The organism is Streptomyces sp. NBC_00236, assembly GCF_036195045.1.
Classification (GTDB): Bacteria; Actinomycetota; Actinomycetes; order Streptomycetales; family Streptomycetaceae; genus Streptomyces.
The window spans coordinates 4,926,658-4,940,769 of record NZ_CP108100.1 but is presented as its reverse complement, the minus strand read 5'-3'; the positions used below and the strand labels follow the sequence as shown (position 1 = coordinate 4,940,769).

General features: G+C 72.2%; 11 protein-coding genes. 7 read left to right on the top strand and 4 right to left on the bottom strand.

What is annotated here, in order from left to right; translation table 11 throughout:
- The first annotated feature begins 229 nt into the window (after nucleotides 1–229).
- Nucleotides 230–3,190 (top strand): AfsR/SARP family transcriptional regulator, encoded by a 2,961-nt coding sequence (locus OG446_RS22240; RefSeq protein WP_328895701.1) that lies wholly within the window; start codon nucleotides 230–232, stop codon nucleotides 3,188–3,190.
- A 208-nt stretch (nucleotides 3,191–3,398) separates the two neighbouring features.
- Nucleotides 3,399–3,587, top strand: a complete 189-nt coding sequence (locus tag OG446_RS22235; RefSeq protein ID WP_328895700.1) for a hypothetical protein — start codon at nucleotides 3,399–3,401, stop codon at nucleotides 3,585–3,587.
- A gap of 302 nt (nucleotides 3,588–3,889) precedes the next feature.
- Here the strand turns inward: OG446_RS22235 and OG446_RS22230 are convergent, their stop codons facing one another.
- Nucleotides 3,890–5,449, bottom strand: a complete 1,560-nt coding sequence (locus OG446_RS22230; RefSeq protein WP_328895699.1) for a FadD3 family acyl-CoA ligase — start codon at nucleotides 5,447–5,449, stop codon at nucleotides 3,890–3,892.
- Between the two features lie 115 nt (nucleotides 5,450–5,564).
- On the opposite strand from OG446_RS22230, the gene OG446_RS22225 reads away from it, so the two are divergent.
- The 3 genes from OG446_RS22225 to OG446_RS22215 are packed head-to-tail and all read left to right on the top strand — an operon-like array spanning nucleotide 5,565 to nucleotide 7,965.
- The gene (locus OG446_RS22225) at nucleotides 5,565–6,713 is read left to right on the top strand and encodes a lipid-transfer protein (RefSeq protein WP_328895698.1); all 1,149 of its coding nucleotides are present in this window, start codon (nucleotides 5,565–5,567) and stop codon (nucleotides 6,711–6,713) included.
- Between the two features lie 13 nt (nucleotides 6,714–6,726).
- Entirely contained in the window at nucleotides 6,727–7,179 is a 453-nt protein-coding gene (locus tag OG446_RS22220) for a Zn-ribbon domain-containing OB-fold protein (RefSeq protein WP_443050196.1), read from the top strand.
- A 6-nt stretch (nucleotides 7,180–7,185) separates the two neighbouring features.
- Nucleotides 7,186–7,965, top strand: coding sequence for an enoyl-CoA hydratase/isomerase family protein (locus OG446_RS22215; protein WP_328895697.1), 780 nt, complete (start codon nucleotides 7,186–7,188; stop codon nucleotides 7,963–7,965).
- Between the two features lie 21 nt (nucleotides 7,966–7,986).
- Here OG446_RS22215 and OG446_RS22210 read toward each other — a convergent pair whose 3' ends face one another.
- The gene (locus OG446_RS22210) at nucleotides 7,987–8,541 is read right to left on the bottom strand and encodes a hypothetical protein (RefSeq protein WP_328895696.1); all 555 of its coding nucleotides are present in this window, start codon (nucleotides 8,539–8,541) and stop codon (nucleotides 7,987–7,989) included.
- 246 nt (nucleotides 8,542–8,787) lie between these two features.
- Here OG446_RS22210 and OG446_RS22205 point away from each other — a divergent pair, with 246 nt between their 5' ends.
- The gene (locus OG446_RS22205) at nucleotides 8,788–9,555 is read left to right on the top strand and encodes a hypothetical protein (RefSeq protein WP_328895695.1); all 768 of its coding nucleotides are present in this window, start codon (nucleotides 8,788–8,790) and stop codon (nucleotides 9,553–9,555) included.
- A 208-nt stretch (nucleotides 9,556–9,763) separates the two neighbouring features.
- Here OG446_RS22205 and OG446_RS22200 read toward each other — a convergent pair whose 3' ends face one another.
- Both OG446_RS22200 and OG446_RS22195 read right to left on the bottom strand, forming a co-directional pair.
- A complete protein-coding gene (locus OG446_RS22200) occupies nucleotides 9,764–12,097 on the bottom strand; it encodes an outer membrane protein assembly factor BamB family protein (RefSeq protein WP_328898379.1) in 2,334 nt (777 codons plus the stop codon).
- 180 nt (nucleotides 12,098–12,277) lie between these two features.
- Nucleotides 12,278–13,078, bottom strand: a complete 801-nt coding sequence (locus OG446_RS22195) for a VOC family protein (protein ID WP_328895694.1) — start codon at nucleotides 13,076–13,078, stop codon at nucleotides 12,278–12,280.
- Between the two features lie 374 nt (nucleotides 13,079–13,452).
- Here OG446_RS22195 and OG446_RS22190 point away from each other — a divergent pair, with 374 nt between their 5' ends.
- The gene (locus OG446_RS22190; protein WP_148019260.1) at nucleotides 13,453–14,100 is read left to right on the top strand and encodes a TetR family transcriptional regulator; all 648 of its coding nucleotides are present in this window, start codon (nucleotides 13,453–13,455) and stop codon (nucleotides 14,098–14,100) included.
- The last annotated feature ends 12 nt before the right edge of the window (nucleotides 14,101–14,112 follow it).

Genomic DNA, 14,112 nt, shown 5'->3' with positions numbered 1-14,112 from the left:
CAGCTGTTGGGACCCGTCCGGAACTCCGGACAGGCCCCGCGACGGGGCCCCGTTCCACAATCGTTGTCGAGGGCTTGTGCAGAGAGTCACCCACTGCTGACGCGCGCCCCGTTCACAAGGCAGACTGTTGACGGCGATACCAACGGTATGGAGCAATCCGGATGGTCCAGGTGAATCCGGATAAATGCCAGGTGCCGGGCAGCGCACAGAGCAGGACAAGGAGACAGCAATGGGCCGTGACGACGGGCCACGGGTACGTGTTCCGGAGCAACGCGCCCCGGACCGGGCGACGGTGGAGGAGGCCGGGCTGCACTTTTCCCTGCTCGGCCCGGTGCGGGCCCGGCGGGGCGAGGAGTCACTGCCCTCCGGCTCACCCCAGCAGCGCGCCCTGCTGACGGCTCTGCTGCTCAGAGGCGGCCGCACCGCGACGGCCGCCGAACTCATCGACGCCATCTGGGGCGAGGACCCGCCCTCCCAGGCCCTGGCCGCGGTGCGCACCTACGCCTCACGCCTCCGCAAGACCCTGGGCCCGTCGACCCTGGCGAGCGATTCCGGCGGGTACGCGATGCGGATCGGGCCCGAGGCGCTCGACCTGACCGTGGCCCAGGACCGGGCCGCCGACGCGGAGAAGGCCCGGGCCTCGGGCGACCGCTGCAGGGCCCGGACCCTGCTGAACGAGGCGCTCGGCCTCTGGGACGGCGAGGCCCTCGCCTCGGTGCCCGGCCCGTACGCGGAATACCAGCGCTCCCGGCTGGAGGAGTGGCGGCTCCAGCTCACCGAGACCCGCCTCGACCTGGACCTGGAGGTCGGCTGCCACGCGGAGGCCGTCTCCGAACTGACCGCGCTCACCGCCGCGCACCCGCTGCGCGAACGGCTGCGGGAACTCCTGATGGTGGCCCTGTACCGCAGCGGCCGCCAGGCGGAGGCCCTCGCCGTCTACGCCGACACCCGGCGGCTGCTCTCCGAGGAACTGGGCGTCGACCCGCGCCCCGAACTCGCCACGCTCCAGCAGCGCATCCTCCAGGCGGACGAGGACCTGGCCCGCCCGGCGGACGAACCCACTCCGGCCGCCGCACCGGTCCGCCCGGCGCAGCTCCCCGCCACGGTCCCGGACTTCACCGGACGCTCCTCCTTCGTCCGCGAGCTGGGCGACCGCCTGGCCACGGCGGAGGGTTCCGTCATGGCCGTCTCCGCCCTCGCCGGCATCGGCGGCGTCGGCAAGACGACCCTCGCCGTGCACGTCGCCCACCAGGCCCGCCCGCACTTCCCCGACGGGCAGCTCTACGTAGACCTCCAGGGCGCGGGCGCCCGCGCCGCCGAGCCGGAGACGGTGCTCGGCGCGTTCCTGCGGGCCCTGGGCACGGCGGACTCCGCGATCCCCGACTCCCTGGACGAACGCGCCGCCCTCTACCGCTCCACGCTGGACGGCCGCCGCATCCTGATCCTCCTGGACAACGCGCATGACGCGGCCCAGATCCGCCCCCTGCTGCCCGGCACGGCGGGCTGCGCGGCGCTGGTCACCAGCCGGGTCCGGATGGTCGACCTGGCGGGCGCTCACCTGGTCGACCTCGACGTGATGTCCCCCGAGGAGGCGCTCCAGCTCTTCACCCGGATCGTGGGCGAGGAGCGCATCAACTCCGAGCGCGAGGCGGCCCTCGACGTGGTGGCCGCCTGCGGCTTCCTCCCCCTCGCCATCCGCATCGCGGCCTCCCGGCTGGCGGCCCGCCGCACCTGGACGGTCTCGGTGCTGGCCGCGAAGCTCGCGGACGAGCGGCGCCGGCTGGACGAGCTCCAGGCGGGCGACCTCGCGGTGAAGGCCACGTTCGAACTCGGCTACGGCCAGCTGGAACCGCCCCAGGCCCGCGCCTTCCGCCTCCTGGGCCTCGCGGACGGCCCGGACATCTCCCTGGCAGCGGCGGCGGCCCTGCTGAACCTGGAGGTGCATACGGCGGAGGACCTCCTGGAGGCGCTGGTCGACACGAGCCTTCTGGAGTCGGCGGCCCCGGGCCGCTACCGGTACCACGACCTGGTGCGCCTCTACGCGCGTTCGTGCGCGGAGCGGGACGAGGAGGCTCCGGAGGAGCGGGAGCTGGCGCTGTCGCGGCTGCTGGACTTCTATCTGGCGACGGTCGCGAAGGTCAGCGCGATGGAGAAGCCGGGCGACACCCTGGTCAACCACCTCACGGCAACCTCGTACCCCGGCCTCGGGTTCGCCGGACGACGCGAGGCACAGGACTGGCTGTACGCCGAGGCCGGCACCCTGCTCGCCTGCGCCCGGCAGTCCGCCGGGGGCAGAACGCTCTCCCGGGCGGTCGACCTGCTGTGGATCGCCATCGATCTCGCGGAGTCCGGCGCCATCTCCAAGGAATACGAGGCGACCGTGACCGCGGCCGCGGCGGCCGCGCAACTCGCCGGTGACGCCAGGTCGGAGGGCCGCGCCCTGCTCATCCTGGCCAACGTGCACCACGTCTCCGGCCGCTTCGACCTGACCACCGAGGAGTGCAGCCGGGTGCTGCACCTGTCGGGCATCGCGCAGGACCCGCTGCCCGCCTGCTGGGCGAGCAACCTGCTCGGCATCATCTCCCTCTACGAGAACCGGCACACGGAGGGCGAGAGACATCTGGCCCGTGCCATAGAGCAGTTCCGCGACCTCGACGACCTTCCCGGTCAGGCTTCCGCCCTGTGCAATCTGTCGCGCGTCCATCTGGCGATGGGCCGGACGCCGACGGCCGTCTCGCTGGCGCGTCAGGGAACCGCGATGTACGACGAGATGGACCATGCGCTCAAGGGTGCCAACGGCCGCTACGCGCTGGGCCTGGCACTCACGCAGAGCGGGCAGCTGGACGCCGCGGCGGAGAGCCTGCACCAGGCTTACCAGGTCTTCAAGGACAGCCGGCAGCGGCTCTGGGAGGGCATGGCGCTCTTCCGCCTTGCCGAGGTCGACATCGCGGCCGACCGGCCCGCGCAGGCCGCGGCCGGGGCCGAGGTCGCCCTCACGGTCCTGCGCGGTATAGGCGGTGAGTGGCGGCGTGCCAACGTGCTCACCGTGCTGGGCAGTTCATTGGCAGGCATCGGCCAGACGGGCCGCGCCCAGGTCTGCTGGCGCGAGGCCCTGGCCATCTTCGAGACGCTCGACTCCCCCGAGGCGGAAGAGGTGCGTACGCTTCTGCGCGCCAGTGTGGGAGTCTGATCGCCCCCCTGCCAGGCCGTTCATCGTTCGTTTATCGCGGCACGACACTCTCTGAGCAGTCGATCCGTCGCGTCGGGGGGCAGACGGGGCGACCAAGGGCCGTGGCACTAGTGTGAACGGCCCCGACAGGCCCGTCCGGCAGTCCACGGGGGAACAGCCGGACGGGCCTTGCCGCAGCACACCGAATTACCAACGGGAGTAGACGATCATGGCCGACGCACAGAGCAACGACCCGATCATCAAGCCGCTCAACACCCACGCCACCAGCGAGCCGCTGAACGTCCTGGGTGCGGACGGCGAGATCAAGCCCTTGAACACCCACGCCACCAGCGAGCCCGCCGGCGGGGTCACGGACACCACCGACAACACCCACGCCACCACGGAGCCGGCCAACTGACGACTTCTCTCGACGGGGGCAGCGGCCGCGGCGGCGCGGAGGGGGAGCCGTCGCGGCCGCTGCATGTCCGTGCCCGATGGTCGGCGCGATGGCGTCGGCGTTCGCCGCTCTCCGCCCAGGGGCCCGCCACCGTCCTCGGCCGCGGTCTCACGCGGACGACCGGGCCCGCCTCCGGGCGCCCCGCACCCGGCCGCCGCACAGCGGCTGGGCGGGGCCGCCTCCGGGACGTCGTCCACGACGAGCGGCCGGGCGAGCCCGCGGGGGAACGGGGCCTGCCCGGAGCGGGCCGGGTACGCGGTACGTCAGCGCCCCCGCAGCTCCCCCTTCACCACCTTGCCGCTCGCGTTGCGCGGGAGCTCGCTGACGAACTCCACCGCCCTCGGCACCTTGTAGTTCGCCATCTCCCGCCGCGACCATGCGATCAGGTCGTCCGCCGTCACCGTCGCACCCGGCCGGCGCACCGCGTACGCCTTGCCGACCTCGCCGAGGCGCGGGTCGGGGACGCCGATCACCGCGACGTCGGCGACGTCCGGGTGCAGGCCCAGGAGCTGTTCGATCTCCGCGGGGTAGGCGTTGAAGCCGCCGACGATGAACATGTCCTTGATCCGGTCCGTGATGCGCAGGTTGCCGTCCTCGTCGAGGATGCCCACGTCGCCCGTGTGCAGCCAGCCGTCCGAGGTGATCGTGGCGGCCGTGGTCTCCGGGTCCTCGAAGTAACCGCTCATGACGTGGAAGCCGCGGACCAGGATCTCGCCGGGTTCGCCGGGGGCGGCCAGCACGCGGAGTTCCGTGCCCGGGATCGCCCGGCCCGAGGTCGAGGCGATCACCTCGGCCGGGTCGCCGCGGCGGCACATCGTGACGATGCCGCTCGCCTCGGAGAGGCCGTAGGCGGTCAGGACCGTGGCGATGTGCAGCTCCGTGCGGAGCCGTTCCACCAGTTGGAGGGGGACGACCGCCGCCCCCGTCACCACCAGGCGCAGGGCCGACAGGTCGTGGGAGGAACGGGCCGGGTGGTCCAGCAGGGACTGGTGGAGCGTGGGCGGGCCGGGCAGGACCGAGATGCGTTCGGCGGCGATGTTGGCGAGGACCGTGTCCACGTTGAAGACCGGCTGCGGGACCATCGTCGCGCCCCGCATCAGGCACGCGATGATGCCCGCCTTGTAGCCGAAGGTGTGGAAGAACGGGTTCACGATCAGATAGCGGTCGCCCTCGCGCAGACCTGCCAGCTCGCTCCAGATCGCGTAGCAGCGCAGGGTCTGGGCGTGGCTGATGACGGCGCCCTTGGGGCGGCCCGTCGTGCCCGAGGTGTAGATGATGTCGGAGGGCGCGGAGGCCGGGACCGCGTCGGCCCGTGACCGTACCTGCTCGGCGGATGTCCCCTCCCCCGATGCCAGGAAGTCCTTCCAGGTCATGTAGTCGTCGGCCTCGGGTGCGGTGTCGGCCAGCACCACCACCCGCTCCAGGTGCGGGAGTTCGATCTCGGACCGGCGCAGGGACGCCACGTACGACGTACCGAGGAAGGTGCCCGTGACGAAGAGCAGCTTCGCGCGGCTCCGCTCCAGGACGTACGCCGCCTCCGTGCCCTTGAAGCGCGTGTTCAGCGGGACCAGGACCGCGCCGGCGGTCACCGCGCCCAGTGCGGAGACGATCCAGTCCAGTGTGTTCGGCGCCCAGACCGCGACCCGGTCCCCCGGCTCCACGCCCGAGGCCATGCACGCGGCGGCGGCCCGCTCCACGCGTTCGCCGAGCTCCGTGTACGTGATCCGGGTGCGGCCCTCGACGACCGCCTCCCGCTCGCCGTACCGTTTCGCCGCCGCCCGCACCAGGTTCGGGACGGTGGACCATTCCTCGTCGCCGCGCATCTCGTGCCCTCCCGCCGAACCGGAACCCGCAGTAGCCGCCTCGTAGCTGACTATCCGTCAGATTAGCTGTAGCCTCCTCCGCTGTCAGCAGTCATGACGGCCTCGGAGGTGGCGGGTGGCGACGCTCAAGGACAAGGCAGCGATAGCCGGTATCGGGCAGACGGAGTTCGCGAAACACCTGCCCGAGTCCGAGAAGACCCTGGCGTGCCGGGCGATCACCGCGGCGCTGGACGACGCGGGCATCGCCGCGTCGGAGGTGGACGCGTTCGCCTCGTACACGATGGAGGAGACCGACGAGGTCGAGGTCGCCAAGGCGATCGGCGCCGGTGACGTCACCTTCTTCAGCAAGGTGGGATACGGGGGTGGTGGTTCCTGCGCCACGCTCGCGCATCTCGCCGCCGCCATAGCCACCGGACAGGCGAGCGTGGGCGTCGCCTGGCGGTCGCGGAAGCGCGGGTCGGGACCGCGGCCCTGGAAGAACACCGCCGTGCAGCTGCCCACCCCCGCCCAGTGGACCCGGCCCTACGGGCTGCTGCGGCCCGCCGACGAGATCGGGATGCTGGCCCGGCGGTACATGCACGAGTACGGGGCGACCCGCGACCACCTCTTCAACGTCGCGCTCGCCTGCCGCAACCGGGCCAACCAGAACCCGGCCGCCGTGATGTTCGAGCGCCCGCTGACCCGCGAGATGTACATGACCTCGCGCTGGATCAGCGAACCGCTCTGCCTCTTCGACAACTGCCTGGAGACGGACGGCGCCCTGGCCTGCGTCATCGTCTCCGCCGAACGCGCCCGCGACTGCCGGCAGAAGCCCGTCTACCTCCACTCCGTCGCCCAGGGACTGCCCGCCCAGCACCACGGGATGGTCAACTACTGGAACGACGACCCGCTCACCGGACCCGCCTGGACGGCGGCCCGACAGCTCTGGAAGCAGGCCGACTTCGGGCCGCAGGACGTCGATGTGGCCCAGATCTACGACGCGTTCACCCCCCTCATCCCGCTCTCCCTGGAGGGCTACGGGTTCTGCGGGCGCGGCGAGGGCGCCGCGTTCACCGAGGGCGGGGCGCTGGAGAGCGGCGGGCGGCTGCCGATCAACACGGGCGGCGGCGGACTCAGCGAGGGATACGTGCACGGCTTCAACCTCATCAACGAGGGCGTGAAGCAGCTGCGCGGCATCTCCACCGCCCAGGTCCCCGACGCCTCGACCTGCCTGGTCACCGCCGGGGAGGGCGTCCCGACGTCCGCCGTACTGCTGAGGAACTGAGGAGCTGACCTCGATGGCCCCGATGGATGACCTTCTGCTGCCCGTCGTCGACGAGGACGGCGCACCCTTCTGGGAGTACGCGGCCCGCGGCGAACTGCGCGTCCAGGCGTGCGCCGCCCCGGACTGCGGCCGGCTCCGCTTCCCGCCCCGGCCGTGCTGCCCGCACTGCCAGTCCTTCGAGAGCGAGTGGCGGGTGATGAGCGGACGCGGCCGCATCTGGTCGTACGTGCTGCCGCATCCGCCGCTGCTGCCCGCGTACGCCGCCCAGGCCCCGTACAACGCCGTGATCGTCGAGCTGGCGGACGCACCGGAGATCCGGCTGGTCGGCAACGTGGTCACGGGGCCGGACGCCCCGCTGAACTCCGTCGACCCGGCGCGGCTGCGGATCGGGGCGGCGGTGAAGGCGGTCTTCTGCCCCGTCTCCCCCGACGCGCCGCCCCTGGTCCGCTGGACGCTGGAACGGTGACCCGATATGACCCTGCGCACGGAGACGGACAAGGAGACCGGGGTCGCGCTGCTCACCCTGGACCGACCGGAGAAACACAACGCGATCGACTTGGCGACCGCTTCCGAACTCACCGCTGCCTGGCGGGCGTTCCGGTTCGACGACGAGGTGCGCGCCATTGTGGTCACGGGAGCGGGAGGGCGGGCGTTCTGCACGGGAATCGACCGGAACGTGGACGTCCCGCAGCCCTCGTCCCCGTACACGATCGACGATCCGCTGCTCACGATCGGGCCGAAGGCCAACGACCTGTGGAAGCCGGTCGTCGCGGCCGTGGAGGGGATGGCCTGCGGCGGGGCCTTCTACCTGCTGGGCGAGTCGGAGTTCGTCATCGCGTCCGAGGAGGCGACGTTCTTCGACCCGCACACCACGTACGGCATGGTCAGCGCGTACGAGGCGATCGCCATGGCCCAGCGGATGCCGTTCGGTGAGGTCGCCCGGATGACCCTGATGGGGACGGCGGAACGGGTCTCCGCCCGTCGTGCGTACGAGACCGGGCTGGTCAGCGAGGTGACCCCGCCCGGTGGCGCGGTGGCTGCGGCGCTGCGGGCGGCGGCCGTCATCGCCTCGTACCCGTCGGTCGGGGTCCAGGGGACGGTGCGCGCGCTCTGGTCCGCGAAGGAGGCCGCCCGGACCCAGGCGTTCGTCCACGCCCCGCACCTGATCGCCCTCGGGAACCTGGCGCCGGAGCGGCAGGCGGAGCTGTTCAGGGAGCGGGGCGGGGGTGGCGACGCGTTCCGGCTGCGGTGAGGACGGGGCGGCCGGTGTCGGTCAGTAGTCGAGTTCGGCGATGACCGAGCACTTCTTCACCCGGGAGACCTTGCTCGGGCTGGCCATCCGGACGGAAACGGTCTTCGTCTCGCCGCCGTCCGCGGACACGGTGGTCTCACCGGTCGTGACGACGTTGCCCGCCGCGTCGAGGAAGCGCACGTCGACCTCGTACGAGTGGCTGCCGACCGCGTTCGCCGTGAGCCGCACCGTGGAGGTGGTGACGGCCTTGCGCTTGCCCTTGCGGGGGGTCACGCAGCGGAACACGTACGCCTGCGGGGCGTCCGTGGCGGTGGCGGTGGGGGTCACGTTCGTGGAACCCGAGGAGCCGCTCGACGAGCCGTAGTCGTCATCGTCGTAGTCGGAGTCGGTGTCGTGGTACGTGCCGTTGCTCTTCTTCGAGCTGGAGCACCCGCCGCCGCTGCTGCTGCTCGACTTGCTCTTCCCGCTCCTGCTCTTGCTGCCGCCCTTGCCGCCGCTGCTGGAAGTGGAGAAGCCGGTGAGCGCGAGTACCACCGCGACCAGGACGACTGTGAGCTTCACGTGTTGCCGCACCATCGGTACGTCCCCCTTGTGTTGTGCTTCGTCTGTGCTGCGTGCCGGCCCCGTTGCCGGACGGCCGCGCGACACCGTAGCGCAGAGCATGGCGGGTCCCGACCGGCAGCCCGGTCATGACCCTGTCACGGTCTCGTCATCATCCGTCTGGTGGCGTGGGTCATGCCTCCGGCGTAGCGTCGAGTCGAGAGCGGTGAAGATCGGCGTCGCCGGCCGGCACGCGTCTCCCGCCCGCGGGAGGTACCGGACATGATCCGCAACGTCCTCGGCTCGATCGTCGCTCTCCTAGGAGCGGCGGCCGCCGTGCTGAGCCCCTTCCGTGACTGGTACGACGGCCGCCTCGGGCGGTACTACGGGGTCGACGACCTGTTCACCGGCGTCACCTCGGCCCACCCCGGCGTGCTCGGCTCGATCCTGCTTCCCTTCCTCTTCGCCGCGGTCCTGGCGATCGTGGGCGTGGTGCTCCGTTTCCGGCCGCTGGTCGCGCTCGCGGGTGTGCTGGTGCTCGGGTTCACGGTGTTGTGGATGGTGCGTCAGGGGCAGGCGGCGGGCAGCCTGACGGTGGCGGGTGACGGTTCCGGACTGCAGCAGGGGGTGGCGGGCGCGGCGGGCGGTGGCGTACTGCTTCTGCTGGGTGCGGCGCTGATGTCGGGGCGCGGGCGCCGTGTCCGGCCGGACCGCCGCGAGCAGCCGTACGCGGCGCCGGGGTCGGCGGACCCGGACACGTGGCCGCCCACGCGGGAGCCGGGGCCGTCGGTGCAGACGAGTCCCTGGCCGGAGCCGGAGGCGGACCCGTACGTGGGTCCGGGGTCGGGTGCGTCACCCGGGCCCGGGGCCGGGCCGCCGCCCGGACCGCCGCCCGGCCCCAGGACCGGGCCGCCGGCCGGGGCCCCGCGTGACCCCGACACGGAGCCGACCGCGACGTACCCGGTCCAGGACCGCCCGGATGACCCGGACCGCTCGGATGGCCCGGGCAAGGCAAGCCCGCCCGGCCAATCAAGCCCGTCCGGCGATTGAGGACGAAGCGGCCACCGGGCGCCCCCGGACCCTCTGTGTACCGCCCACCACATCCCCGGTTCCGTCCTCAAACGCCGGACGGGCTGGAGGTGGGCGGCCCAGCCCCCGGACGCCCCGGGGCGGGCGGCGCGGCCCCCGGACGCCCCGGGGCGGGCGGCGCGGCCCTCGGACGGGCCGGGGTGGGCGGCCAAGCCCGGGTCGGGAAGGGTTACGCGCGGGCCCGGTTCCCCGTGCCCGTGCCCTTCAGCGCGTCCAGCGCGTACACGCAGCGGTCCTTGCTGCACGCATAGACCACCCCGCCCTGCGCCACCGGCGACCCCGTGATCTCGCCGCCCGTGGCCAGCTTCCAGCGGAGCTGGCCGCCCGCCGCGTCCAGGGTGTAGAGCACATGGTCGGCCGAGCCGAAGTGGACACGGCCGTCGGCGACGACCGGCGCGCCCACCACCTCGCCGCCCGCGGCGAACCGCCACTTCGGGGTGCCCGTGACCGCGTCCAGCGTGTACAGCGCGCTGCCGCTGCCGACGTGCACGTTGCCCGCCACCACCAGCACCGGCTCGATGGACTGGCGGGACTCGGTGGCGATGCGCCAGCGGTCCTTGCCGGTCGAGGCGTCGAGGGCGTACACCGTGCCGAGGTAGTCCGCGAGGTACACCCCGCCGCCGGTGACGGCCGGGCCGGGGACGAAGGCGGGCGGGGAGAGGAAGACGGCCGGGGACTCGAAGTGCCAGCGCACATGGCCCGAGGCGATGTCCACGGCCAGGACCCGGGTCCCCGCCGAGACGTACACGTAGCCGTCCGCCGCCGGGGTCACCCGGACGGGCACCCCGCCGCAGGAGGCCGCGTCGCCGACCGGGTAGGACCAGCGCTCAATGCCGGTGCGGGCGTCGACGGCCCGCAGCCGGGCGTCCTGCCAGAGGTAGACCGTGCCGTCGTGCAGCGCCGGTCCGGCCTCCGCCGTCTCGAAGTCCGTCTGCGCGCCGTGGATCTCCCAGAGCCGCTCGCCCGTGGAAGCCTCCCACGCCTGGACGCCGCCGCCCCGCGTACCGGTGACGACCGTGCCGCGTTCGGCCTTGAGGGAGTACACCCACGCGTCGGACTGAAGCCGCCAGCGCTCGGTGCCGGTCGTGGCGTCCAGGGCGTAGAGGGACGGGCCGTCGGAGGCGAGGATGCTGCCGCCGTCCACGGCCATCGCCCAGGCCACGTCACGGGTCTTGAACTGGCGCCGGCCGTTGCCGGTGTCCAGCGCGTGCACCTCGAAGGAGGTGACGTACAGCAAGTCACCGACGACGACCGGCGTCCCCCACACGTCGTTCGACATCCGGAACCGCCAGGGCCGCCAGCGCCCCGGGCCCTCGGGCGCGCTGTCGGGCGCCTGCGCGGGAGCGGGTACGGGCGCGGTCGGGGCGGTGACTGCCCCGTTCACCCCGGCGGGTGGTCGCACCCAGCCGGTCGCCGGACCGGCCTCGGCGGTGGCCGCCGAGCCACGTACGTCCTGGGCGCGCGGGCCCGGACCGATCGGCACGTGCACACCGGACAGCCGCACCGGACCACCGTCGGACACGTGGGCCGGCGGCTGCGCGGGCGGCGCCACGGGTGCGGGAGGGACAGGCGCGGGAGGAACGGGTGCGGGCGCGACGGCGACCGCGCGTCCGCCGCCGCGGCGCTGTTCGATCATCGCGGTCGCGGAGGCCGGCAGCCAGGCCGAGGCCGTGCCGCTGTCGTCGCTGCCGGAGGCGAAGAGGTGCGGGGAGAGCTGGGCCTGCAGTTCGGCGGGGGTGGGCCGCATCGAGGCGTCCATCTGCATGCACGACTCGATCAGCGACCGCAGGTCGTCGGGCAGACCGCTCACGTCCGGGCCCTCGCGCAGCAGCATGAAGACCGTCTCGACCGGGTTGGCCCCGTGGAACGGGGCATGGCCGGTCGCGGCGAAGACGAGGGTCGAGCCGAGCGAGAAGATGTCGCTCGCGCCGGTGACGCTGCGCGAGTCACGCGCCTGCTCGGGCGACATGTACGCCGGTGTGCCCACGGCGACGTTCGTCATGGTGAGCCGGGTGTTGGAGACACCGGACGCGATCCCGAAGTCGATCACCCGGGGGCCGTCCTCGACGACGAGCACGTTGGACGGCTTCATGTCGCGGTGGACGAGCTTCGCCCCGTGGATGGACTGGAGGGCCTCCGCGATGCCCGCCGCCAGCCAGCGCACGGCCTGCGTCGGCATCGGCCCGCACTCATTCACTATCTCCTCGAGGGAGGGCGCGGGCACGTAGGCGGTGGCGAGCCAGGGCACCGCGGCGCGCGGGTCGGCGTCGACCACGGCGGCCGTGTAGAAACCGCTGACGGCTCGGGCGGCCTCCACCTCACGCGTGAAGCGGACCCGGAACAGCTGGTCCTCGGCCAGTTCCGTACGGACCGTCTTGATCGCCACCCGTCGGCCGGACGCCGAGCGGGCGAGATAGACCAGCCCCATGCCACCGGCCCCGAGCCGTCCCAGCACCTCGAACGGACCGATCCGCCTCGGGTCGTGCTGCGTCAGCTGCTCCACCACTTGCCTGCCACCTCCCCGTACGGACCTCGGTTGAGGAGAGGTCCGCGAAAAACCCGCCGTGTGCAGCGTCTCATCAGTGGGCACCACTCGGCGGTGCGCACCCCGATTGTTCCTGGCCCGGGCCCCGGTTGCGAACCCGGGGGCGGATCGGGGTGTCCCGGCTCACTTTGCCCCGTATCAGGACACCGGCGGCTGAAGTACGGCGAACACGGCGCCCTGGTCGTCCTGGAGGACCGCCATCCGCCCGTAGGGGATGTCGAAGGGCGGCTCGGAGACGCGGCCGCCGAGCCGTTTGACGGTCTCGGCCGACGCGTCGCAGTCCGCCACGGCGAAGTAGGTGAGGAAGTAGCTGGGCATCACGGCGGGGAACGCGTCCGTGATGACGCTGCGCCCGCCGACCGCCGTGTCGGGGCCCGGTTCGGTGCCGGCCGGGGACCACATGCGGAAGTCGACGCCCGACTCGGCGGTGCCCGGGTCGCCGGTGCCGGACTCGTCGAGCTCCGCCGACCTGAAGCCGAAGACCTCCTCGTAGAAGGCGTCGACCCGGTCCTTCTGGCGGGTGTAGACCTCGGTCCAGCAGAAGGAGCCGGGCTCGTTCTGCTTCTGGAAGCCCTTGCGCTCACCCGCCTGCCAGAGGCCGAACACCGCACCGCCGGGGTCTGCGGCCTGGGCGAGCACCCCGGACCGGCCGGCCCGGACGGGGTCCGTGATCACCTGGCCGCCGTTTTCGCGGATCCGGGCGACGGAGGCGGTGATGTCGTCGGTGGCGAAGTAGACGCCCCAGGCCGTCGGCATCCGGCCGTCCTGCTTGGCGGCGAGGGCGGCCACGAGAGCGCCGCCGCTGAGGGCGTCCGCGTACGGCCCGTCGCCCGCCCGGAAGGTCCAGCCGAAGAGCTCACCGTAGAAGCGCTTGCCCGCTTCGAGGTCGGGGAGCTGCACATCCACCCAGCACGGGGCGGACTGCGCGAATGCGGCCATGGGCCCGGATCCTTCCGTCGTGGTGACGCTCATCCGTGGTGACGCTCGTCCGTGGTGACGCTCGTCCGTGGTGACGCTCGTCCGTGGTGACGCTCGTCACACCCAACGTAGCCGCGCACCGGCCCGCCCGCGCCCCAGCCCCTCCGATGCGAACACATTTTCGATACGCACGCCGCGCGCACCCTCGTTACGGAAAGTTATCCACCGAAGTTGTCCACAGGCTGTTGATAACACTAGTCAGACCGTGGAGAACCGGCGGTGCACCCCTGGGGCGCATCCCCCGAAATCCCCCCACTCCCCCCACCGCACCTGCCGCACTCCCCATTTGCAGTCGGCCGAATCGCGCTCCGATCACCCGTCGGTAAGCTGACGGCATGACAGGACAAGTACGCACCGTCGACGGCCGCGTGGCCGGTCGGCGAGGACAGGCGACGCGGCAGAAGCTGCTCGACTGCCTCAGCGAGATGCTCAGCTCCTCGCCGTACCGGGACGTCAAAGTCATCGACGTCGCCCGGAAGGCGGGGACTTCACCCGCAACCTTCTACCAGTACTTCCCCGACGTCGAGGGCGCCGTCCTCGAAATCGCCGAAGAGATGGCCAAGGAGGGCGCCGGACTCACCGAACTGGTCGCCGGACGCTCCTGGGTCGGAAAATCCGGATGGCAGGCAGCCGAAGAACTCGTCGAGGGATTCCTCGACTTCTGGCGGCGCAACGACGCCATTCTGCGCGTGGTCGACCTCGGTGCCGCCGAGGGCGACAAGCGGTTCTACAAGATCCGCATGAAGATCCTGAACTCCGTCACCAACTCCCTTACGGACTCGGTCAAGGAGCTCCAGGCCAAGGGCAAGGTCGACAAGGACGTCAGCGCCGCGGCGATGGCGGGCTCCCTGGTCGCGATGCTGGCCGCCGTCGCCTCGCACCAGAAGGGCTTCACCACCTGGGGCGTCAAGCAGGCCGAACTCAAGCCGAACCTCGCGCTGTTGGTGCATCTGGGCATCACCGGCAAGAAGCCCACGAAGTAGCGCCCGCGCCGG